Origin of the sequence: Floridaenema aerugineum BLCC-F46 (genome assembly GCF_041929345.1) — a bacterium.
Classification (GTDB): Bacteria; Cyanobacteriota; Cyanobacteriia; order Cyanobacteriales; family Aerosakkonemataceae; genus Floridanema; species Floridanema aerugineum.
Genome location: NZ_JBHFNQ010000257.1, coordinates 1 through 22761, shown reverse-complemented (window position 1 = coordinate 22761; position 22761 = coordinate 1). Strand labels below are relative to the sequence as shown.

Below are 22761 nucleotides of genomic sequence, written 5' to 3'. Positions count from 1 at the left end.
TACTTTAAAGGACAGGAGTAGTTTTTCAGAAATAACAGCGGCGCTCCGGTGCGATCGCCATAATCATCAGCAACATTAAGAAGAAAGATCTATACTTAATCTCATCCTAGTATCAGTGTTTTTTTCTATTTAAAAGGAAAATTACTAACATGACGACGAGCAAAATTATTACAGCTGAAGAAGCTGGTCTAACTAACTGTGAGAGCGAACCAATTCACATTCCTGGTTCAATTCAGCCTCATGGGGTTCTATTAGTATTACAAGAACCCGATCTTACCATCTTACAATCCAGTGAAAACACTCTGGAATTTTTGGGAATTAAAGCTGAAGCTTTGATTAGTAATAACTTGAGTTTGTTAGTTGATAAATTACAGATTCAGCGCCTCAAAGAATGTTTATTTTCTGAAGAAATACAATCGTTTAATCCCATTAAATTATCTATAAAAACTAGCCAAGGGTCTGTTTGTTTCGATGGAATAATCCATCGGATAAATGGATTATTAATCCTAGAATTAGAGGTGGCAGCCTCTATAGAATATATGCCTTTTTTTAGTTTTTATCATTATATTAGAACAGCCGCTTCTAAAATTCAGGAATCACTTAATTTACAGCAACTATGCCAAAATATAGCTACAGAAGTGCGGCATCTTTCTGGTTTTGATAGAGTCATGGTATACAGATTTAGCCCCGAAGGTCATGGAGAAGTAATTGCTGAAGATAAACGAGAAGATTTAACCAGTTATTTAGGATTAAACTACCCAGCTACAGATATTCCTAAACAAGCAAGAAAACTATATGCCTTAAATTGGATTAGATTAATTGCCGATGTTAACTATCAACCAGTTGCGATTACACCTCTTAATAATCCTGTCACTGGTAATCCCATAGATTTGAGTTTTTCCGGGTTAAGAAGTGTCTCCCCATTACATATAGAATATCTGCAAAATATGGGTGTTGGTGCTTCAATGTCTATATCTTTAATGAAAGAGCAAAAACTTTGGGGGCTTGTCGCCTGTCATCATTATTCACCAAAATATATTAGTTATGAAGCTCGCACAGCTTGCAAATTTTTAGGACAAGTAATGTCCGTGGAACTTTCCTCAAAAGCTGATAGCGAAAATTACGATTATCAAATTAAACTAAAATCCCTGATTTCTAGATTTATTGAATATATGTCCAGGGAAAAAAATGTGATAGACGGATTACTCAAACACTATCCTAATTTATTAGAATTAGTCAGCGCAGAAGGAGCCGCAGTTTGTTTAGATCAAGAATGTAGAATCATTGGTAAAACTCCCTCAATAAGCGAAATTAAGAACTTAATTGAGTGGATAGGTAATAACTTTAAACAAGATGTTTTTTATACAGATTCCTTGGCAAAACTTTATCCAGAAGCAGAAAAATATAAGGATGTAGCTAGTGGCTTAATTGGAATTTCCTTGTCCCAAACACAGAATCATTATGTTTTATGTTTTCGACCTGAAGTTGTGCAAACAGTGAATTGGGCAGGTAATCCTTATGAACCAGCAGAAATCACTAAAATCATGGAAGATGGCAGCTTACGTCTTTCGCCTCGTAAATCCTTTGAATTGTGGAAAGAAATCGTTAAATTTAAATCCTTACCTTGGAAACCATGTGAAATAGAAGCCGTACATGAACTGAGAAATGCCATTATTAAAATTGTCCTGCGTCAAGCAGATGAACTGGCTAAATTAAATGCAGCTTTGCAAGAATCGGAAGCCAGAGAAAGAGAAAAAGCCGCTCAATTAGAACAAGCGCTTAAAGAACTTCAGCGTACCCAAACTCAGTTAGTGCAAAGCGAAAAAATGTCAGCTTTGGGGCAAATGGTAGCTGGTATTGCCCACGAAATTAACAACCCAATTAACTTTATTTATGGTAATTTAAGTCATGCTGATGAATATACACAAGACTTGCTAGACCTGTTGAATTTATATCAAAAATATTTCCCTGAACCTGGAGAGGAAATTACAGAAAAGGCAGAACAGGTAGAATTAGATTTTTTGGTGGAAGACTTGCCAAAACTTTTGGCTTCTATGAAACTGGGAGCAGAACGCATTCGAGAAATTGTGTTAGCACTGCGGAACTTCTCTCGGCTTGATGAAAGTGAAATGAAATTTGTTGATATTCATGACGGAATAGATAGCACTCTGTTAATCTTGAGTAATCGCTTAAAATGTAATCCTAATCGTACTGGAATTGAGGTAATTAAAGCCTATGGTAAATTACCGAAAGTAGAGTGTTATGCTGGTCAACTCAATCAGGTATTTATGAATATTTTAGCTAATGCCATTGACGCACTAGAAGAGGGAATGGAAAACCCTTCATTAGTAAATTGGAAAAAAGAAGATTCTCAATATTCATCACCTACGATCGAAATTCGCACCGCAGTAGTCGATCATAATTATGTAAGTATTCGCATTAAAGATAATGGCTGCGGTATTGCTGAAGAAATGCAAAGCCGCTTGTTTGACCCATTTTTTACTACTAAAATGGTGGGGAAAGGTACAGGCATTGGATTGGCAATTAGCTATGCTGTTGTAGTGGAAAAACACCAAGGTAAACTCACCTGTAAGTCACTAAAAGGAAAAGGAGCAGAGTTTATTATTGAGATTCCGATCAAAGCCTCTTAATAAACTGCTACGTATTTAAATTTAATATTTAGGTTGATGGAGAGAAGGGGGATGGGGAGATGGGAGAGGGATTGACAGTTTTTGCCTAGCACCAAAAATATACAATTTAGATGCTCTTTAGTTTATCGCTTCCCTTTAGTAGTCCCGTTCAAACTAGGCTCAAACCCTAGTGTACTCGGAAATAATGGGTATGTAAAATTTATCAAAGAAGTGATATAATTCTTCCGGGTCATCTGCGAATAAAGATGGCAATCAATACGGCTCGAGTTTTGGGTAGGGACAGGCTACGCGAACGTCCCCAAAGACCATCAATTTGCTTAATTGAGTATTCTTGAGATAGCAATTGACAAACGAGCCATTCTTGGCAATTTTGTAGGAGCTTAAGCGTGGGTAGAAATAAAACACCAAGAGAAACCGAACCTGCAGCAGAAATCAAAGAGTTTCTTCATGAAAAAGGCGACATAACCGAAATAGAAAATGTTTTAATAATTTTAGAGGATAGCTTTCGCACTGTAGCTGCCTTTGAAGATTCAGTTGAACAAGAGTACGAATTAATTAAGGAAGCTAAAAGACTTGATATTCCTCTAGAAAGCTATCGGCGGATGTTTGAAACGTACCAGAGCAATAAAGCCGCGAGAACTTTTAATTCTCCTTTGCTCAAACCTATCAAATTTTTCGATCGCAGGTTGGGAGATATAGTCAAGTGGTGTGAAAATCTCTCAATCTACAGTTTAGCAACTGTGATCGGTCAATTTACCCTTTTAGCAGCAATGGCAGCATATTTTCTGGAAGCTCCTCAGCGACAACAGCAAGCAATTAATGAAGCAAGGGAAGAAATTCGAGAACAAAATGATGTAGAGTATTCGCAATCGAGAATTGATGCTATTCAGAGCCTTAATGATATGTGCGAAAGTCTCTTAGGTGGACAACTGGTTAAGGCAAATCTGCAAGGGATTCAGCTAAATAAGTGCTATAAATTTCAATTAAGCCGAGAAACTTTTGCCCAATGGCCGCCTCAGCTGTTCAAGCATGAAGGATTTAATCTTTCCCAGAGCAATCTAGCAGGAGCGAATTTAAAAGGCGCGAACTTAGAAGGCGCAAATTTAGAAGGCGCGAACTTAGAAGGCGCAAATTTAGAAGGCGTGAACCTTAAAGGCGCGAATTTAAAGGGCGCAAACCTCAAAGGTGCAAATCTCCGAATTGCTCACTTAGAGCAAGCAGATTTAGAGTCAGCGAATCTCGATGGTAGCTTTATGAGTCGCATCAATCTTCGAGATGCTAACTTAACAAAAGCCTCGATCGTTCATGCAGTTTTGCTCTGGTCAAATTTGGCAGGTGCTAAATTGATTCAAGTTAATCTGGAACACACCAACTTGAGTCGATCGAATTTGCAAGGAGCTATTCTTTACAAAGCAAATTTGGAAGGCGCTTTGCTTCGCTATGCGGATTTGCGGAATGGAACTATAATGATCGGTGCAGAACTGGAAGATGCCGATCTCAAGCGAGCTAAGTTTTGGTCAGCAGATCAATTAGAACGAGCCTACAATTGGGAAAAAGCTACAAAGGACAGCAACTGGGAAGCCAAAATTGCTAATCCAGGGATGGATACTTATAAAATAGGATTCTTGATTCCTAATGATGCTTCAAGTCATAAGTTATATCAACAAGGGATCGAGAAGTATGCTAAAGAACATCAAAATATTGAAGTTATACCCCTGAAAACAGGAGATAGTCCGCAAGCTGAAGCCGAAGGAATTCGGCAATTACTAGCTCAAGATGTTGATGCGATCGTATTAAGACCGCGAGACCTTCAAAAATCTGCTACTGCTATCTTTTCAGCTTATATCTCTGGTGTTGTGACAATTAATGTCGGTGATTGCTTACCCCCAGAAGCACAAAATGTGGTGTTTGCTTGTTATGAAAGTGATTCTTCCAAGATGGGTTACGACATTGGTAAATATATGGGAAGTTGGGCAAAAAAAGAGTTGACAGGGCAAGTAGTCAATATAGGATTTGTGGATGGTGCAGATTCGACTCGCTACTTTCCTTATTTGCAGGGTTTTTTAGCAGGAATAAAAGATACGGGTATTCGTTGGAATTACACCGCATCAACCAATGCAAAAAGTCCAGAAGATTTAGAAAAAGTTAAGGCGATGCTGAGGAATAATCCAAATATTAATGTCTTGTGGGGAGTCAATCAAACAACTACAACATTGGCTATTAGGGCTGTTAAGGAATTGGGTTTAAGTGAAAAAGTTAACGTCTTTGGGATTGTTCCCTTAACTCGCAATTTTGCCAATCAGCTACTCAATCCTAAAGAACCCTTACAATCTATTGTCGATCAATCGCCAAGCAATGTAGGTTATGAAGCAACCAAGCACGCGATCGCAGTCATTGAAGGCAAGGTTCCGAGAGAATATGATTATAAACCCTTCCCGCATCACTTATTCACCCAATCTGACCAAAAACCTGTTAGGAAGTTACTCGATAGCACCCTTGACCTTGAGAATAATAATCTCAAACCAGCACGACTACTGAAGAATTTACCTCCGCATATTCTCTCCGAGGTTCCCTCTAGTTTAGACTTTACCAAAGCGTTAATGTTGCCAGCAATTACCGACAAAGAAACCCTCGATCAATTACAAGGTCAACTGCAAAAAAAAACTGCCCAAAATTGGCAAACCTTAGTAAATTCTAAAGCCAATCAAACAGTAGTAAGTTTGACTGATAATTTAGTTTATCGAGTGTTGGTGAATAAAAATGGAACTGTAATTTCCGCCGAAGGTCTGGATGAACTTTCAAGGAGTTTGCTAAAAACAACTCCTTTAGCTAATGTGTTATCACAGCAGGCAACTAATCTGTCTAATCAGGAAATTCAGCCTGTAGCTGAGTTACAAGTTGTCTTTTTCCCTAATGGGGTAGTAGAGGTTAAATGGGGAAAAATATTTGTGCCATAGTCACCATCTTGTTATCTAGCTAAGTTGGCTGTAGCTGTAGAGACGTTGTATACAACGTCTCTACAGCTACAGCCAACTTCTAAAAAATTCTGGGAAAGTCTTGGTTTAGGTTGGTAAGTTTTATGTATAAAGCGATCGCTAATCTCTCAATCATCATCACTATATTGTCTTTAGTTGGATGCAACACAAATTACAAAACTCAGCCTTCCTCAATTAAATCAACAGCATCTCACCCTCAATCCAAAAATATCACACCTCCAAAAAAGCCCTCTATCTCTTCCTCAATTGCCAAAAAGTATATAAAGAAATCTAACCTGCTCGGCAAAAAATCTGTAAAAGCTATAGCTAAAACACCAATTATAAAACCTCTACTCAACCCATTTTCTCAACCTGTACCAATTCTCATGTATCACTCAATTGGTGTAAAGCGGAGAAACAATTTATTAGTAGCACCTGATAAATTTGCTGCCCAAATTAAACATTTACACAAAGCTGGTTATCAAAGTATTTGTTTTCAAACCTTAGAAAATCACTGGAAATTCGGAAAACCTCTGCCAGCCAAACCGATTTTGCTAACCTTTGATGATGGTTATAAAGATAATTATACAATTGCTTATCCCATTTTGAAAAAGTATAGATTTAAAGCAACTATATTTGTAATTTCTAACTTTGTCGGCGATGCTAATCATCTTTCCCAAAAACAAATCAAAGAAATGATGAATTCTGGGTTAATTGATATTGGAGCGCATACCAAAACTCACCCCGATTTAACGACTGTTCCTAGCGAAAAAATGTATCGAGAAATCTTTGGCTCCAGACAAATTATCACTAAATATACAGGTAAACCAGTAATTGCTTTTGCTTACCCGATCGGGCGATATAATTATGAAGTTGTGAAAGCTACTGGAGCCGCCCGCTACAAATTTGCAGTGACTACTAAACCGGGATATGCTAATGCTAAACAAGGCTGGTTGACTTTACATCGCGTGCGAATTAATGGCGATCTTAGTTTAGCTGCATTTAGCCGAATGTTTCCTTGAGTAAACTGAGATCTTGCACCTGCGCTTGCGAGCTATTAGCCCGGAAATCAATTTCCGGGCTAATAGCTCAAGTCCATTTTAATGGACTGAAAGCTGTTGAATCCGAAATATTTAGTCATATAACAGAGGACTTTCGCTAAATGAATCTGTCAGAATAATGCTCTGGGGATGTTCTTGAAAATTTTTTACAAATGTCCCATCTTCTTCCGGTAATTGAGTGCGATCGGGAAAAGGCGGAGGTAATTCGAGATTAGTAAATATTTTAGTCATAGATCAGTTGGGGACTGGGGACTGGGGATTAGGGACTGGGAATTAGTTATGAGATTTTGTTAAGTTGGTAAGTCCAGTTTTTCGGTTGTTGTGGCTTTTTCTGTGGCTTTTTCGATCGCAGCTTTTTCCAGGGCGGCATTTTCCAATGCTGCGGTTGTTAGTGCTTCATCTAAAGTTTTTCTGGCGGCTTCGGCTTCGGCTATTGATTCGCGAAATTGAATGTTAACTTGAGCAAAATTTTTCAGCGCTTTTAACCCTTCTTTGATTTGTTGAATTTGTTCGACGGTGACTTCTCCAGCAAATAATAAATCAATTTGCGATCGCGCTTCTTGAGCCGCTGGACGTAACTCCTCGACTCGCTGGCGTAAGGTGGCAAATTGCGTTAAAACTTGCACCGCTTGCACTACTCCTGAATCTTCACCTGTGTTCTCTTTTAAACTGACATTTCCTTCAGCTTTGGTATCTTTAATTAGAATTAACTGATCTGGCCCAAAACCATCTTTTAAGTCTATGTCTAATTCTCCCGAATCCATTAATTCTAGTAATTGTTCTATAGCTGCTTCCCGATTTTTCTTAGTGTCATTTTTACCAGCAACAGTCAAAATCACTGTTGGATCTTCAGCTAAAGTATATTGCGGCATATTTAATCTCCCTCTGGCGAGCTATCACTTCAAACATCTATTGTTATTGGCTTTTATTATTATACTAAATAATGGCTAACCTAAACTATTTTTTTTGAACCGCGAAGACGCAAAGAGCGCGAAGGTAAGAGAAAGAAGATGCAGGGGATCGGTAACTGGAGTTGGGGATAAATAGCATTAAATTTACAATGTTCAAACAAATACTACAGCAGGAAATCTCTTTTTCTTGGAGTATCTGTCAGCAGGAATAGAGGGCTTTCATTCATCAGATAGAGACATTGTACCGAGCAAATCTGAGAACTTTATAACAATTGGAAGAAAAATTATAAAACCTAGAGCAAATTTGATTATGCGGGGAATCAATCAAATTAAAACAGCAGCTTTGCTGGGATTACTTAGTGGGTTATTAGTTCTAGCTGGCTATTATCTTGTCGGTAATGAACAGGGACTTTATTTAGGGTTAGCTTTTGCAGCATTTACCAGTTTTAGTTCTTGGTATTATTCCGATCGCGCTGCGTTAATGGCTTATCAAGCCCAGCCTCTCGCCCGCGAACAAGCTCCCGAACTTTACGATATGGTGGCTTCTTTGTCAGCTAAGGCAGAAATTCCCATGCCCAAGCTGTTTTTTGTGCCAACTAAATCTCCTAACGCTTTCGCCACAGGTAGAGATCCCGAACACGCAACCGTAGCAGTTACTCAGGGAATTGTCGATCTGCTTTCCAAGGAAGAATTAGCAGGTGTGATTGCTCACGAACTGACTCATGTTCGGAATCGGGATACCTTGACTCAAGCTGTGGCTGGAACGATCGCAGGTGCAATCACTTTTTTAGGCAGAATTCTCACTTTTGGCGCTTTGTATTATCCTGCCACTCGTGACGATCGTCGAGGCGGAAATCCTTTAGCAATATTATTTTTGATAGTCTTAGCTCCTTTGTCAGCCGCCCTGATCCAAATGGCGATTTCCCGTACTCGTGAATACGCAGCGGATCTAGGTGCGGCACAAATTACCGGGAATCCTCAAGCACTTGCCCACGCCTTAGAAAAACTCGAAGAAATCGGCAAACAGATTCCCATGAACGGTAATCCAGCCATGTCTCCACTTCTAATTATTAATCCTCTCTCAGGAGAAGGTTTACAGTCACTTTTCCGCACCCATCCCCCTACCGCAGAACGGATTCGCCGTCTCTTAGAAATTGCTAAACAGCAACAGGAAGCAGGTACTCCAGTTACCGCTTAATCTCCCAGATCCCCGACTTCTTCAAGAAGTCGGGGATCTGGGAGACTTTAAAACTCCACCTTATCTTTGACGGCAAAGTAACGGTGTTTATTCGCATTTTCGTCATCTGCTTCCGAATAAATTAAGCCCATGCTTTCTAGCTTTTGCAGATGCTCGCGGGTGTTTGTCCGGGAGAGTTGGGCGATCGCCATAATCTCTCTTGTCGTCAAACCGGGATGCTCAATGATAGCGTTTAGTATTTTATCGCGGGTCTTCATGATTACCAACTCAAACAGTCGCCTCCTTTAATGACGATCGTCAGCTAAATATCGTCCAGTACTTTGACATAAAAAAATCAGGGAACTTTTAGTACGAGTAAACAGTAATACAGTGAACCAAATTTAGCCCACCACTGCAACCTTCAATCTCAATCCAACAGGAATATGTCTTCTAAATTCTCTGAGTTACAACATCGATCAGGATTTTCCCCTACTCCTCTATTATCAGAACTAGGGGAAATGAAGATTGGGTAAGAAAGCCGCCCATGATTATGGGGGTTTTCCGCAAAGATGAACACCCTTCCCTAAATATACCTAACTGTTAAGCTTGTAACAGTTAGAGAAAAATTTGCTCAGTTGCAGGGCATAAGCCCCAGAGTTGAGTCACGTTAACTCAATTTGAGTAGCTGGCTGCTAAACATTAGGTTATGCGACAGTTCGCATCAAAGGAGTATCAAGATTAATGGCAATTAAAGACCAGCCTCAACCTCCTCGTTCTCGCCAGATAGGGAATATTTTATTGCTAATTTCCGGCTTATTCCTCCTGGTGAACTTGTTCTTACCGAATTTGTTTAGCCCTTCAGTGCCACGAGTACCTTATAGCTTGTTTATCGATCAAGTGCAAGATGGGAAAGTGGCGCGAGTTTCTGTTGGTCAAGACGAAATTCGCTATCAGCTCAAACCAGACCCCGATCAACCTGGACAAGTTTTGGTTTTACAGACGACTCCCATCTTTGACCTAGAATTGCCGAAACGTTTGGAGGAAAAAGGAATTGAGTTTGCTGCTGCCCCTCCACCAAAAAATGGCTGGTTTACTAGTCTGTTAGGGTGGGTGATACCCCCGTTAATTTTTGTTGCCATTTGGCAGTTTTTCATCAGTCGCAGTGGCGGTGGGCCTCAAGGTGCGCTCTCGATCGGGAAAAGTAAAGCTAAAGTCTATGTTGAAGGTGAGTCAGCTAAAATCACTTTTGCTGATGTCGCTGGTGTAGAAGAAGCCAAGACTGAATTAGTCGAAATTGTCGATTTCCTGAAAAATCCCGGTCGTTTCCGCCAAATTGGGGCAAGAATTCCCAAAGGTGTGCTGTTAGTTGGCCCTCCGGGAACTGGTAAAACTTTATTAGCTAAGGCTGTGGCTGGCGAAGCAGGCGTACCATTCTTTAGCATTTCTGGTTCCGAGTTCGTGGAACTGTTTGTCGGCGTAGGTTCGGCAAGGGTGAGAGATTTATTTGAGCAAGCGAAAAAGCAAGCTCCCTGTATTGTATTTATTGATGAGTTGGATGCGATCGGGAAATCTCGTAGCAGTGGCGGTTTCTACGGCGGTAACGATGAAAGAGAACAAACTCTTAACCAGTTGCTTACGGAAATGGACGGTTTTGCCGCAGGTGACGCAACGGTAATTGTTTTAGCTGCAACTAACCGCCCAGAAAGTTTAGACCCAGCTTTGTTACGTCCGGGACGTTTCGATCGTCAAGTGTTAGTCGATCGTCCCGATCTGTCCGGTCGGCAAGAAATCCTTAATATCCACGCCCAAAAGGTAAAATTAGGCTCAGATGTTAACTTGAAGGCGATCGCCACCCGTACCCCCGGTTTTGCTGGCGCAGATTTGGCAAACTTAGTCAATGAAGCGGCTTTATTGGCGGCGCGGAATAAACGGGATGCTGTGGCGCAAGAGGATTTTAACGAAGCGATCGAACGGGTCGTTGCTGGTTTAGAAAAGAAAAGCCGTGTCCTCAACGATAAAGAAAAGAAAATTGTCGCTTATCACGAAGTTGGTCACGCTTTAGTCGGTTATCTGATGCCCGGTAGCGGTAAGGTGGAGAAAATCTCGATCGTCCCTCGTGGTATGGCAGCTTTGGGTTACACTCTCAAGTTGCCTACAGAAGACCGTTTCTTAATGGATGAAGCTGAACTGCGGGGCGAAATCGCTACCCTGTTGGGTGGACGCGCCGCTGAAGAAATCATCTTTGGCAGTATCACCACTGGCGCTTCCAATGACTTACAACGGGCGACAGACTTAGCCGAACGCATGGTCACATCCTACGGGATGAGCAAGGTTTTAGGGCCTTTGGCTTACGACAAAAATCAGCAATCTTTCTTGGGCAATGCTGATATGATGAATCCTCGGCGCATGGTTTCTGATGAAACTGCTCAAGCGATCGATCAAGAAGTCAAAGACATCGTAGAAACTGCCCACCAGCAAGCTCTACATATTCTCAAGGAAAATCGCGACTTGTTGGAAACCATCTCCATGAAACTTTTGGATACAGAAGTGATTGAAGGTAATGATTTACACGAGTTACTCGGTAAAGTTCAACCTGTCGATCAAGCTCCTGTCCATGCTTAGAATTTATTGAGTCAAAATTAATACCTTTATCAACCGGATTTCGTTTGAAATCCGGTTTTTTTCTCAGATCTTGCTCCACTTTTGGAGGTAGAACCTCCTTCGATCTCGTTCCCAGGTTCAACCTGGGAACGAGAAACAGAGGCTCTGCCTCTTGGTGCTGCGATCTGAGTTTTTTTGTTGCCTGACCTCAGCAACGATTGAAGTCGTTACAACAGACTTAATTTACTTTACATTTCTTAACGATATGTGTTACAGTTCTTAACATAGGGTAATAAAAAGACGGAGATAAAAAAATGACTTCACGTAGTTACACCGTAGAAGAAGGCGGCAGATTAAATAACTTTGCTATTGAACCAAAAGTTTATGTTGACAGCACTCCCCGTACTGGCTTTACAGAATATGCAGAAAAATTAAATGGTCGTTTAGCAATGATTGGCTTTGCTTCTCTGTTAATAATGGAAGTAGTTACCGGACATGGTATCGTCGGTTGGTTGACTAGCCTCTAAATTAATCTCCATGTTTCAATATCTTTGCCATAACCATTAAAAGCTGGGTGTAGCATAATTCACCCAGTTTTTTTTATAAGGTAAAAAGTTTTAATAATTAAGCGATCGGGTTAGTTGAAGCATAAATTTCATTCTTTAGATAGAAGTTTTGCCCCAGTTTGATTTGTAAATTAATAAATAAAAAGCTAACCTTTTTCAAAATTTCTTAATGCTGCTCAAAAAAATTAATTGACATAGCAGCTTGATGTACATTTAGTCAAGATAGTAAAGGATGCCACACATTTTATTAGTTGATGATGAAGAGGCTTTGCGGGAAAGTCTGACTTACACCTTACAAAAAGAAGGTTACATGGTGACGACTGCGGGTGATGGAATGACCGCAATTAAGCAATTTCATAAACAAGTTCCAGACATTATTTTATTAGACTTAATGTTGCCTGGAATAGATGGCATGGAAGTATGCTGGCGCTTGAGAGCATTTTCTGATATTCCGATCGTCATGCTCACAGCTAAAGACCAAGATATAGATAAAATTTGGGGTTTAGAAGCTGGCGCAGATGACTACATCACTAAACCATTTAGCACTCGCGAACTATTAGCTAGAATTAAAGCTGTTCTCCGTCGTCGGGCAGGGGAGCAGGGGAGCAGGGGAGCAGGGGAGCAGGAAAACTCATTAACTTAAAACTCTCTCAAACGAAGCTAAAAACTTTCCCAGTTCCCAGTTCCTAGTCACCAAAACCCAGGAGGTGCATAGCTAATTCGTATTAAATGGAATTCAATTCACACCAAGTTATTTACTACTTATTTAGCACTTACTGCTTTAGGTACATCAGTTTTAGCAAGTTATATTTTGTTGTCTTTTCATGATTATTTTATGAGAACTAGACAAGCAGATTTAGATGCTTGGACTTCTGCTCTTAGTGAAAGCGTAGCTGACTCATTAGAGAACAATAATGTAGAACGGGTAGACATAATTGTAAAACGTTATGGTTCGCCAGATTCAATTACGCTACGGATTTTTGATCCTAAAGGTCGGTTATTAACAACTTCTGCGCCTAAAATTGACAACAACATAACTAATTGGTTGGAGGTTCCTGGAGTTAAAGAAGCGTTGCAAAATAAAGCTGTTCAAGGTAGAGCCAGAGGTGTTTTATCTAATGACGATCGCTTATATGCTGCTAAACCTATAGTTCGCAATGGTCAGTTACTAGGCGTGTTGCGAATGTCAATCACTATTGACCAGTTCCAGCGTCAGTTTCAAAGATTAATTTTGTCAGTTTTCTTAACATTAATTATTACAGTATTACTTTGTGCGGTTATTAGTGAATATTTAACTCGGAGCATGGCTAGACCGATCCAATCAATGTGTAATTTTGCGGTGCGAATGGGAGGTGGTAATTTTGGGGATAAATTAAATATTCGTCAAGATGATGAGATAGGTAAATTAGCTTTTGAATTAAATCGGATGAGTGAAAGATTGGCTTCGCTGGATAGTGAAAGACGATCTTTTTTAGCTAATGTTTCTCATGAATTGCGAACTCCGGTAAGTAATGTTTTTGTGACTTTGGAAGCATTAGCAAGTGGCGCAGATGAAGAACCAGAAATACGCGATCGCTTTATTAGCACTGCACAAGAAGAGGTGAAACGTTTATCTCGGTTAATTCACGATTTACTAGATTTAGGCAGATTAGAAGCAGGTGTAACTCAATTAGAAAGGAAAGATTTTCGCTTAAAATCTTTAATTGAACGTGCTGTCAGAGCCGTAGAACTACGATTGCAATCTGGTAATGTGGGCATTAAGTTAGATGTACCTGATGTAAAAGTGAGTGGCGATCCAGAAAGACTTTTACAAGCTTTTTTAAACATTTTAGATAATGCGATTAAGTATTCAGTTCCTAACTCAGAAGTTTCTATTAATGGACAGATAGAAGAGAACAAAATTTTAGTTAAAATTAGTGACCAAGGAGTAGGTATTAGCACCAACGATATGCCACATATTTTTGAACAGTTTTATACAGCCGATCGCTCTCGTTCTGGTAATGGCACAGGTTTAGGTTTAGCGATCGCCAAACGCATTGTCGAAGCACACAATGGTACTATTACTGCTAGCAGTAATCCCGGTGAAGGCGCAACTTTTACTATTCAATTACCAATTATAAGTAGGTAGATGTAAATAAAGTCAAAACCAAGCAGGCAGGATGCCCGCCCCACAAGAAAGCTGTAACTCTTGTGGAGCGGGCATCCTGCCCGCCTCATCCAAAGATAACTATTATCACTTTATTTAGTTGCATCTATAGCGTTTCTCGTTTGGATGCGGTACATTTGGGGGCGGGTTTTGATTGATAGATCTTTGACACAGCAAGGATTTCAGCTAAACCCGCCCCTACAATATGTATACCTCAGCGTTATGAGAACTGCTATACTTATAAAGATTAGTTATGAATTTTATCTTGTCCAAGCTAACCAAGTAGTAAATAACTGCTTAACAAATGGTGTCAGACGAGTGCGATTATATGCGTCTGCGGCTTTGCGAATTGCTTCTGCTTGGGTAGGATAAGGATAAATTACAGAAGCAATTTTTCCTAATCCAATGTTGTTAACCATTGCTAAAGTAATTTGACTAATCATGTCTCCGGCATGAGGCGCTACAATGGTTGCACCTAAAATTTTATCGCTACCTTTTTTGACGTGAATTTTGACAAATCCGGTTTCTTCACCATCAGCAATTGCGCGATCGACTTGACTTAAAGGAATAAAAAATGTATCTACATTAATCCCTTGTTCTTTTGTTTCCGATTCATACATTCCCACATGAGCAATTTCTGGATCTGTATAAGTACACCAAGGCATAGTGAGTGTACTTAATTTCTTCCTACCTAAAAACAGAGCATTTTGAATGACTATTCTGGCAGCAGCATCAGCAGCATGAGTAAATTTCCATTTCATGCAAATATCACCTGCGGCATAAATGTTTGGATTTGTTGTTTGTAAGTTATCGTTAACAAAAACGCCTTTTTTAGCATCATATTCAACGCCAACTGTTTCTAAATTTAATCCTTCTACGTTTGGTTTTCTTCCCACACCAAGCAGAATTTGATTTACTGTTACAGAGTTTTGTTTACCTTGATATTCGTAGTAAATAACTTTTTCGCCATTCTGCTGTTCCACTCGATTAACTTTTGAATTCAAAATTAAATTAATGCCTTCTTGGATAAATACCTTTTGGACGATTTCTGCTGCCTCTGCGTCTTCGCGATCGAGAATATGTTCATTGTTATGCAACAAAATTACTTGACAACCCAAACGTTGAAAACTTTGTGCTAATTCACAACCAATTGGCCCTCCACCAATTACTGCTAAACGTTGCGGTTTTTCGGTGAGGTTAAATACAGTTTCATTAGTAAGATAACCCGCTTCTTCTAACCCTGGAATATTCAAATTGGCGGCTCTAGCACCTGTAGCAATTACAGCTTTTTTAAATCGCAAAGTTTTCCCAGCAACTTCAATAGTATTGCTACTAGAAAAATGTCCTTCACCTAAAAAAACATCAACCCCTAATTGATTCTGAAATCGTTGTGCAGAATCATGATGACTGATATCCGATCTGATTTTTCGCATCCGTTCCATGACTGCGGGAAAATCAACTTCTGTACCATCAGGAACATGAACGCCGAATTTTTGGGAGTGAGAAATATCAGCGACGACGCGAGAAGAACGAATTATAGTTTTTGAAGGTACACAACCCACATTTAAACAGTCTCCCCCCATTAAATTTTTCTCAATTAAAGCTACTTTTGCGCCTAAACCTGCGGCACCAGCAGCAACTACTAATCCCGCTGTTCCCGCACCAATGACAACTAAGTTATAACGCTCTGCTGGTTGAGGATTTACCCAATTTTCAGGATGCACTTGAGAGACTAATTTTTGATTATATACATCCATTGGGTAAAGAGTTAACTTTTCAGTTTGAGACATGGAATTTTCTCCTTATTGAACACTCTCTTGGAGTGATTTTTTGGCAAGGTGGGTAATGTAAATTGTGACGGCAACTGTGGCAATAAAACCAACTATCCGAATTATCCATTGAGCGGTTTCTGCTTGCGGATTTGTTGGGACATTTCCGGCACCAATCATGGCAATGTTACCTGCTAAGGAACCAAGATAAACATACATAATTGTTCCGGGTATCATGCCAATTGAGCCTAGTATATAGTCGGTTAAAGAAACTTTTGTAATCCCCAAGGCATAGTTTAAAAGAGTGAAGGGAAATACTGGCGAAAGTCGAGTGAGTAAGACTATTTTGAAACCTTCTTTGGCAACGGCATTATCAATAGCTTGAAATTTAGAATTATCGGCAATTTTTTTGGCTACCCAATCACGAGTTAAATATCTGCCAATGAGAAATGCAAAAGTTGCTCCCAGAGTTGCGGCAATAAACACATAAATGGAACCCCAAAATACACCAAAGATGACACCTCCTCCCAAGGTGAGAAGAGAACCGGGGATAAATAGCACGGTGGCGAGATTGTATAGTAGGATAAATGCGATCGCTCCCCAAGGGCCAAGTTGCTCGATCCAAGTTAACGCATTATTGACAATTTCTTGCATATTCATTGATTCCCTCAAAGCAAAAATTTAAGAGAGCGGGCTGCTATTATAATAATCTAGCAAAATTAAATTTTTATAAAATCCTTATGTTTATATAGTATAATTTTTTATTTAGATACTTTAAAAGACGATTGTTAAATTCAGGTGTTTTTTCATGGTTAGTTCATCCAGTCTCACAGAAGATAACTTTAGTTCAATAGAACTTTCTTTATGTCATTATAAAAATGTCTCTAGCAAGTTACAAATTTTGCGAATAGGGAATGTTCCTAACTGGTATTTTGAGAAAGTGGTTTTTCCCGGAGAAGCTTTGTTATTTGAAGCACCGCTCCAAGGTATGCTAGAAGTTCATACCAGTGCTAAGGTAACTACAATTTTGGCAGATACTATTAACTGCGATCGCTTGCAGGTAATGGATTTAAGTGTTTAAATCAGCCAAAAATCTACTGACATAGCTTGAGCGAAGTAATTCCTGAAGCAAAAGAGTTGCAAAGCTGGGGCAGATTTGATAAGTTTATCAATAAAACTAATTACCTGCCCTGAATTTAACCAAAGATAGATGCAATATTTTAAATCTATAAAATTAGGTATACCTGGTTATATGCAGACTAAACTATTGCTGCCAATAGCTGTGTATGAATAAGTCATTATTTTTAGAATACATTCGGAGAACAACAAATCTACACTTCTTACTTAATCCTTAAGACAGGTGAAAAAGAGCCAAAATTTTTGTTAAACAGATAATGGTTTCAAAATAATATTATTTTTTGGGGAGACTCGATTAAGTTTGGCATTACTAGGTGCTGAGTTTAAACATTCTCCAAAAAAAGAGTCGGATAAAATAATTCCTGGGATCATCCTTAAAGGAAATTTTTGTGTAAACTTTTAGTAACAGAGGCAAACAAAATGTCAATTGAAAGCTCCCTTAATTTTTCTAATTCAGAACCGATGCTGTCAGCTATAACTGAGGTAAAACCAATTCAATCAATTAACTCGGAACCTTATGTAAATAGACCGAATTTACCCGATATTTCGGCAGCATCATTATATATAATTCCCACTACTTTTTTTACCTTTTGGTTGATGTACCTGATGCTCTCTACGGATTTGTTAAAATTCGCCAAACATAAGATTTCCATAATGAAAAATCTGGATCAGGTTCCTTGTAAAAATTGTCGTTATTTTACGAATAATCCTTATCTTCGATGCGCTGTAAATCCTGCTATTGCTCTGACTTCAGAAGCAGTTAATTGCTCAGATTATTGTCCAATGAAGAAATAAAATGACAATGCAAAATTACAATTTTGCTATGTTGTCTCTAGGATGCGCGATCGCGTAGCGTGTGCGTAGCAAGTATCGCGTGGTGTGTAATGCGATCGCATCTTCTCCTCAAATAACAATCACTAGCAAGATTAAATTTATGAACGTTTAATTTGAATGTTTTTTATAGTGTAAATTATTGTTTACGATAAATAGAGTCAAAACCCCTCTGACAGCAGATGAAGGGGAATACGATCGCTTATCAGTACAACATTCTAGTTAAGAGATCCCGCGTGAGTCAAATTCGTCTGTACTTTGATGAAGATATTATGGAAAAAGCCTTGGTGCTGGCTTTGCGATCGCACTTTCACCACTGGCAAAAAAGCGATCGCCTAATTAACAACTATTAAAAAAATTTTTCAATACCTAAAATACTATTTCTCAACTCCCGATCAATACTTCTGGGGATTCAACCAACTTTTCTAGGCAGTTAATTGAGATTTTTTTTAAAAAAAGCTCTACTTTTCACTATTTTTAAGTATATAAGAAAACCTCATCATTGCATTTCAGTACATATACTGAGGGTAGTGATATGTATTTTTTTTATAATACTTTTATATTCATCATTAAAAATTCAATTAACAAAGTAACTTTTTTAATTAAATATACCTGACCTAATTCCAATTACAATTAGGAGTATTTCATGATTTTTGTAATACCCATCATTTTGGGTGCGGCTGCCTTGGCTAGTGCCGCTTACGGTGCAGTTAAAGGTGTTGAAGGCGTGGGCAAAATGAATGAAGCCAAGGAAATTGGCGAACTTGCTCAAGAAAGATACGACCTTGCTAAGAGTGAATTGCAAGTAGAGTGGGAAGCGACCAACAGGTTAGCAGAAGTTTATGGGCAACTCCAAATTCGAGTTAGACAACTCACAATTGGGCGATTTGTTGACTTCATCAAGCGCACTGGTCAGAAGGCTTCCCAAAGCGATATGCAGTTTTTAGCTGGACTAGAAGGCTTGTCAGTGCAGCAGCTTAAAGAGTACGAAGCCGAGGCAATGAAAGCAGAACATTTTGCCAAAGGTGGTGCTACGGCTGCCTTGGCTGGTGCAGCAGCAGGTCAAGCTGCAACCTCTCTGGCAACTTCTGTGGGAGTTGCAGGTACCGGAGCCGCTATCTCTGGATTGAGCGGTGCCGCAGCTTGGAACGCAACCTTAGCATGGCTTGGAGGCGGTTCGCTTGCAGCTGGTGGTGGTGGTATGGCTCTCGGTACAGTTGTCCTGGGAGGTATTACAGTTGGCCCTGCTTTGGCAGTAGGTGGCTTTGTGCTTGCAGGTAAAGGGGAACAGGCTTTAACCAAAGCACACGAATATGAAGCCAAAGTTAATGTTGAAATCAGCAGACTAAAAACAGCTGGAGATTTTTTACAACGGGTTGAACAGAGAGTTAGAGAGTTGGGAAAATTGGTGCATAAATTAGAGAAACTTGCTAATCAAAATCTTAATGAACTTGAATCCCAACCTTTCAATCGTCAACGGGATGCTGCCAAGTTTCAGCAGGTAGGACTGTTGATTAAGGCACTTGCAGAAATTATGAAAACACCTGTTTTAGACAGCGAAGGAAACCTCAATCCGGCAACTGCAACTATTCAAGCTAAGTACTCAACTGTATAGGAGAATTCAAGATGTCAATTCACGAAATAGCACAATCTGCTTATGGATTCAATAAATTAACTGAATCTATTGATCCTACTGAATGTTTTCAGCAACTTATTTCGCAATACTTAGAATACAAAACAATTGTCGAACAAGAAAAGACTAAGCGGCGTGAAATCAAAGCGTGGGAAAAAACAACCATAGCCAAGATTAATACTTATCGCGATTTCGTTATGGAATACCTCGATCGCTCATTTGATGAACGAGCAGAAAATTTTCGTAAACTATTCGATGTAGTCGATCGGGCAATGGCAACTAACAATAACACTCAACTCGGATTAGCCCTAGATTCAATTACAGAATTAGCGAAATCTAGCCCTTTCAAAGAATTAGCAAACTTAGCATCTGTCCAGGCAGCACTTGACGATCCAAACCATGAATGGACATTTTGATTTATTAGTCTCTCAGTTCAACAATTAATTAAAGAAAGTAGGGTGGGCAATACCCATCCTACAAAGGAGTAAGTTATGGAATTGTTAGAAAACCTTGTTAAAGAACTACAAAACTATCAGGATAATCTAAGTCTTACTATTGATACTTGTCCGGGACTAGTGCGGCAAAAATTCTGGCTCGTCAATGCACAAGAGCAATTGCAGATAATTAAAAACAACTATGATGATTTACTAAAAGATGAAATTGATATTGATAGTCTTATTGTCGAGGCGAATTGGCTTAAAGAAATAACTTCAGAGTTGTTAACTGATGACGATTTCTTAATCGAATTAGAGTGGGGTAGAGAATCAAGTCTAAAAGAGCAACTAAAGCAACTCGATGAAAGTTTAAAAATCACATTAAAAATTGATAACGAACAAGCCTTAAAGCAACAGCTTCAGCAAATAAAGTTATCTCAAGACCAAATTAGGGAAATCCAGTTAAACTTAGAAAAATCAACTCAAACTTTAGCCGAAACTGATAATGAAGTTGAAATTATAAAAAAACTAATCTATTTATTAGAAGAATCTGTTTTTTCAATTGTAGGCTATAACAATGACGGTGAGCTTTTGATAGCGTATGCAGGGCAAATAAAAACACTCAAATCTATTCTTGAGCAGGATTGTGATTTTATCAAACTATTATCTAATACTTTACTTGAACAAGCCAATAGCTTAAGAAAACAAGCAGAAGAATATATTAAGCAACTAGAAGAAGAAAAACGCCGCCAAGCCGAAGAACAAAAACAGAAAAAAACAGCAAAAACCAGAAATCAAAACGAACAAATAAAATCACCAGTTAAAAGTAGTCGCCTTCCCATAAAAGCTTTATTAGTTGCATCAACTGTCGCCGCTTTAGGTTACGCAGGTTGGACAAGTGGAATCGCAACCCCACAGATTCAGCAGTTATTAAATAACCTGCACCTTTCGCAAAATAAAGATGAGCAAAAACCCAACTCTCAACCACAAACATCTGCTAATTTAGAAACTGCTCAAAAGCCTAATACTGAACAACAAACATCAGTAAACTTAGCAGTTGTACAAACACAAAATCCTGAAGTACAGACATCTACAAATTTGGAAACTTCCCAGAAACCAATTTCTGAACAAGAGACATCGGTAAACTTGGAAGCTATCCAAAAACCAAATCCCGAACAACAAGCAGCAGCAAATTTAGAAACAGCCCAAAAACTAGCAATGGAAGCTGCTGTAATGACTCAAAACTCACCTCATCCGCTGGAAATTTGGCAGAAATCCCAAGCTAAATGGCAGGAAGCTGTTAATTTATTAGAAGCGATTCCCGAAAATTTGCCTATTTCTGTTCAAGCTAAAGAAAAACTAAATGTTTATCGAACTAACTACACTGCTATCAGTAACAGACTCATCGCTGAAGAAAAAGCATCAGCTAATCTAGAAAATGCTAAAAAATTGGCGATGGAAGCTGCTGTTATTGCCCAAAATCCACCTCATCCGGCAGAAGTTTGGCAGCAAGCAAAAGCCAAATGGCAAGAAGCAATTAGTTTGTTAGAAGCGATTCCTAATAATACTTTTGTTTCGGTTCAAGCCAAAGAAAAACTAACAGTTTATCGGACTAATTATGCGGCTGTTAGTCAAAGATAAAGTGTTGTATGATACCTGCCATCTTTTTTACTTAACGCAAGTTGCTAGTTATATTCCTAGAACCATTGTAGAGACGTTGTATACAACGTCTCTACAATGTTTTTTGGAGATGTCTATTGCGATACGTTGCTTCGCAACAGGCTTCGCCAACGCACTTACCCAGAAACTTTGATAAAATCAAAACAAATTAACCTAAAGTAGCGTTTATGGCAACCCTACTCGGCGAAACCAAATCACCCCCAGGAATAGTAATTTCTTGGGAACCTTTACCGGAAGATTTTCAGTTAGAGGATGAACCAGTGGATAATACCGGACAGCCACTTTTAGCAGGAGCTTTAAGGGAAAGTTTGGAACTCATTGGTTTCATTCAACCACAGATGTTAATCGCCTCTAACTTTGCTCTTTGTGCCACAATAAACGAGCAATTTATCGCTAAAGCACCAGATTGGGTATATGTAGCATCAGTGAAAGAGATTTTAGCAGAACGCAAAAGTTATACACCCAATTTAGAAGGCGAAGTACCAGCCATAGTTATCGAATTTTTATCAGATAAAGATGGTAGCGAATATTCTTTTAAACGCACCTATCCTCCGGGAAAATGGTTTTTTTACGAACAGATATTGCAAATTCCCATTTACGTAATATTTGATCCAGACGGCGGTTTATTAGAATATTATGGGTTAGAAAATCGGCGTTATGAATTACAACAACCTGATGAAAATGGTCGTCATTGGGTTGAAGCAATGGGGTTATTTTTAGGAACTTGGCAAGGAACCAAAGAAGGAAGAACAGGATATTGGTTAAGGTGGTGGGATAAAGATGGTAATTTGTTACCTTGGGCGGTAGAAAAAATTGAACAGGAACGCCAACGGGCTGAACAAGAATGCCAACGGGCCGAACAGGAACGCCAGGAAAAAGAAAGGCTGATTGCTTATTTGCGATCGCAGGGTATCGATCCCAATAATTTGCCTAGTAAGTAGGTGCAAATAAATAAAGTGAAAATAGTTATCTATCAATGGGGCGGGGGGGGGAAAAAACCCCCCACAAAAAAAAAAAAAAATATGGGTGGGTGGAGATAAAACCACAGGGATTTTTTTTATTTTTTTTTATAAATATTTTTTTTTAAATAAAAAATAAACAACTGGGGGTGTAATTCCCCCCCCCAAAAATTTTTTTTGTTTTTGGGGGGGTGGGGCATTGTCCCCCGCCCCATTGATAGATAACTATT

The 22761-nt window shown here is 39.1% G+C and carries 18 protein-coding genes and 1 pseudogene; 14 read left to right on the top strand and 5 right to left on the bottom strand.

Annotation, left to right across the window (positions count from 1 at the left end):
* Positions 1 to 149 precede the first annotated feature (149 nt).
* The 3 genes from ACE1CC_RS34995 (at position 150) to ACE1CC_RS34985 (ending at position 6648) form a co-directional block, all read left to right on the top strand.
* The gene (locus ACE1CC_RS34995; protein ID WP_413275049.1) at positions 150 to 2651 is read left to right on the top strand and encodes an ATP-binding protein; all 2502 of its coding nucleotides are present in this window, start codon (positions 150 to 152) and stop codon (positions 2649 to 2651) included.
* Positions 2652 to 3037: 386 nt separating this feature from the next.
* Positions 3038 to 5608: a pentapeptide repeat-containing protein gene (locus tag ACE1CC_RS34990; RefSeq protein WP_413275048.1), complete on the top strand. Its 2571-nt coding sequence runs from the start codon at positions 3038 to 3040 to the stop codon at positions 5606 to 5608.
* A 122-nt stretch (positions 5609 to 5730) separates the two neighbouring features.
* Entirely contained in the window at positions 5731 to 6648 is a 918-nt protein-coding gene (locus tag ACE1CC_RS34985; RefSeq protein WP_413275047.1) for a polysaccharide deacetylase family protein, read from the top strand.
* A gap of 132 nt (positions 6649 to 6780) precedes the next feature.
* On the opposite strand, the pseudogene ACE1CC_RS34980 reads toward ACE1CC_RS34985, so the two are convergent.
* Together ACE1CC_RS34980 and ACE1CC_RS34975 are read right to left on the bottom strand one after the other, a co-directional pair.
* Positions 6781 to 6918: pseudogene (locus ACE1CC_RS34980) on the bottom strand (Uma2 family endonuclease); the annotation flags it as partial.
* Positions 6919 to 6977: 59 nt separating this feature from the next.
* The gene (locus ACE1CC_RS34975; RefSeq protein ID WP_413275046.1) at positions 6978 to 7559 is read right to left on the bottom strand and encodes a hypothetical protein; all 582 of its coding nucleotides are present in this window, start codon (positions 7557 to 7559) and stop codon (positions 6978 to 6980) included.
* Positions 7560 to 7908: 349 nt separating this feature from the next.
* Here ACE1CC_RS34975 and ACE1CC_RS34970 point away from each other — a divergent pair, with 349 nt between their 5' ends.
* Entirely contained in the window at positions 7909 to 8796 is an 888-nt protein-coding gene (locus ACE1CC_RS34970) for a M48 family metalloprotease (RefSeq protein WP_413275045.1), read from the top strand.
* A gap of 47 nt (positions 8797 to 8843) precedes the next feature.
* On the opposite strand, the gene ACE1CC_RS34965 is transcribed toward ACE1CC_RS34970, so the two are convergent.
* The gene (locus ACE1CC_RS34965; protein WP_413275044.1) at positions 8844 to 9053 is read right to left on the bottom strand and encodes a winged helix-turn-helix transcriptional regulator; all 210 of its coding nucleotides are present in this window, start codon (positions 9051 to 9053) and stop codon (positions 8844 to 8846) included.
* Positions 9054 to 9516: 463 nt separating this feature from the next.
* Between ACE1CC_RS34965 and ftsH4 the strand changes: the two genes are divergently transcribed.
* From ftsH4 to ACE1CC_RS34945, 4 genes are all read left to right on the top strand, one after another.
* Entirely contained in the window at positions 9517 to 11397 is a 1881-nt protein-coding gene (ftsH4, locus tag ACE1CC_RS34960; protein ID WP_413275043.1) for an ATP-dependent zinc metalloprotease FtsH4, read from the top strand.
* A 293-nt stretch (positions 11398 to 11690) separates the two neighbouring features.
* Positions 11691 to 11903: a high light inducible protein gene (locus ACE1CC_RS34955; protein WP_413275042.1), complete on the top strand. Its 213-nt coding sequence runs from the start codon at positions 11691 to 11693 to the stop codon at positions 11901 to 11903.
* 271 nt (positions 11904 to 12174) lie between these two features.
* The gene (locus ACE1CC_RS34950; RefSeq protein ID WP_413275041.1) at positions 12175 to 12585 is read left to right on the top strand and encodes a response regulator transcription factor; all 411 of its coding nucleotides are present in this window, start codon (positions 12175 to 12177) and stop codon (positions 12583 to 12585) included.
* A gap of 192 nt (positions 12586 to 12777) precedes the next feature.
* Positions 12778 to 14070 carry a sensor histidine kinase gene (locus ACE1CC_RS34945; RefSeq protein ID WP_413275040.1) on the top strand — a complete coding sequence of 431 codons (1293 nt, stop codon included), beginning with the start codon at positions 12778 to 12780 and terminating at the stop codon, positions 14068 to 14070.
* A 278-nt stretch (positions 14071 to 14348) separates the two neighbouring features.
* Here the strand turns inward: ACE1CC_RS34945 and ACE1CC_RS34940 are convergent, their stop codons facing one another.
* Together ACE1CC_RS34940 and ACE1CC_RS34935 are read right to left on the bottom strand one after the other, a co-directional pair.
* Positions 14349 to 15878 carry a mercuric reductase gene (locus tag ACE1CC_RS34940; RefSeq protein WP_413275039.1) on the bottom strand — a complete coding sequence of 510 codons (1530 nt, stop codon included), beginning with the start codon at positions 15876 to 15878 and terminating at the stop codon, positions 14349 to 14351.
* 12 nt (positions 15879 to 15890) lie between these two features.
* Entirely contained in the window at positions 15891 to 16517 is a 627-nt protein-coding gene (locus ACE1CC_RS34935) for a TVP38/TMEM64 family protein (protein WP_413275038.1), read from the bottom strand.
* Between the two features lie 148 nt (positions 16518 to 16665).
* Here ACE1CC_RS34935 and ACE1CC_RS34930 point away from each other — a divergent pair, with 148 nt between their 5' ends.
* The 6 genes from ACE1CC_RS34930 to ACE1CC_RS34905 all read left to right on the top strand — a co-directional run bounded on the left by ACE1CC_RS34930 (position 16666) and on the right by ACE1CC_RS34905 (position 22513).
* A complete protein-coding gene (locus ACE1CC_RS34930; protein WP_413275037.1) occupies positions 16666 to 16938 on the top strand; it encodes a DUF1830 domain-containing protein in 273 nt (90 codons plus the stop codon).
* Between the two features lie 476 nt (positions 16939 to 17414).
* Positions 17415 to 17789, top strand: a complete 375-nt coding sequence (locus tag ACE1CC_RS34925; protein WP_413275036.1) for a hypothetical protein — start codon at positions 17415 to 17417, stop codon at positions 17787 to 17789.
* 682 nt (positions 17790 to 18471) lie between these two features.
* A complete protein-coding gene (locus ACE1CC_RS34920) occupies positions 18472 to 19440 on the top strand; it encodes a hypothetical protein (RefSeq protein ID WP_413275035.1) in 969 nt (322 codons plus the stop codon).
* 11 nt (positions 19441 to 19451) lie between these two features.
* A complete protein-coding gene (locus ACE1CC_RS34915) occupies positions 19452 to 19874 on the top strand; it encodes a hypothetical protein (protein ID WP_413275034.1) in 423 nt (140 codons plus the stop codon).
* A 75-nt stretch (positions 19875 to 19949) separates the two neighbouring features.
* Entirely contained in the window at positions 19950 to 21533 is a 1584-nt protein-coding gene (locus ACE1CC_RS34910) for a hypothetical protein (RefSeq protein WP_413275033.1), read from the top strand.
* A gap of 206 nt (positions 21534 to 21739) precedes the next feature.
* The gene (locus ACE1CC_RS34905; protein ID WP_413275032.1) at positions 21740 to 22513 is read left to right on the top strand and encodes a Uma2 family endonuclease; all 774 of its coding nucleotides are present in this window, start codon (positions 21740 to 21742) and stop codon (positions 22511 to 22513) included.
* Positions 22514 to 22761: the final 248 nt, after the last annotated feature.

Coding starts and splice junctions, on each gene's coding strand:
- ACE1CC_RS34995 (WP_413275049.1), top strand. CDS start 150: ATGACGACGAGCAAAATTATTACAGCTGAAGAAGCTGGTCTAACTAAC.
- ACE1CC_RS34985 (WP_413275047.1), top strand. CDS start 5,731: ATGTATAAAGCGATCGCTAATCTCTCAATCATCATCACTATATTGTCT.
- ACE1CC_RS34975 (WP_413275046.1), bottom strand. CDS start 7,559: ATGCCGCAATATACTTTAGCTGAAGATCCAACAGTGATTTTGACTGTT.
- ACE1CC_RS34970 (WP_413275045.1), top strand. CDS start 7,909: ATGCGGGGAATCAATCAAATTAAAACAGCAGCTTTGCTGGGATTACTT.
- ACE1CC_RS34965 (WP_413275044.1), bottom strand. CDS start 9,053: ATGAAGACCCGCGATAAAATACTAAACGCTATCATTGAGCATCCCGGT.
- ftsH4 (WP_413275043.1), top strand. CDS start 9,517: ATGGCAATTAAAGACCAGCCTCAACCTCCTCGTTCTCGCCAGATAGGG.
- ACE1CC_RS34955 (WP_413275042.1), top strand. CDS start 11,691: ATGACTTCACGTAGTTACACCGTAGAAGAAGGCGGCAGATTAAATAAC.
- ACE1CC_RS34950 (WP_413275041.1), top strand. CDS start 12,175: ATGCCACACATTTTATTAGTTGATGATGAAGAGGCTTTGCGGGAAAGT.
- ACE1CC_RS34945 (WP_413275040.1), top strand. CDS start 12,778: ATGAGAACTAGACAAGCAGATTTAGATGCTTGGACTTCTGCTCTTAGT.
- ACE1CC_RS34940 (WP_413275039.1), bottom strand. CDS start 15,878: ATGTCTCAAACTGAAAAGTTAACTCTTTACCCAATGGATGTATATAAT.
- ACE1CC_RS34935 (WP_413275038.1), bottom strand. CDS start 16,517: ATGAATATGCAAGAAATTGTCAATAATGCGTTAACTTGGATCGAGCAA.
- ACE1CC_RS34930 (WP_413275037.1), top strand. CDS start 16,666: ATGGTTAGTTCATCCAGTCTCACAGAAGATAACTTTAGTTCAATAGAA.
- ACE1CC_RS34925 (WP_413275036.1), top strand. CDS start 17,415: ATGTCAATTGAAAGCTCCCTTAATTTTTCTAATTCAGAACCGATGCTG.
- ACE1CC_RS34920 (WP_413275035.1), top strand. CDS start 18,472: ATGATTTTTGTAATACCCATCATTTTGGGTGCGGCTGCCTTGGCTAGT.
- ACE1CC_RS34915 (WP_413275034.1), top strand. CDS start 19,452: ATGTCAATTCACGAAATAGCACAATCTGCTTATGGATTCAATAAATTA.
- ACE1CC_RS34910 (WP_413275033.1), top strand. CDS start 19,950: ATGGAATTGTTAGAAAACCTTGTTAAAGAACTACAAAACTATCAGGAT.
- ACE1CC_RS34905 (WP_413275032.1), top strand. CDS start 21,740: ATGGCAACCCTACTCGGCGAAACCAAATCACCCCCAGGAATAGTAATT.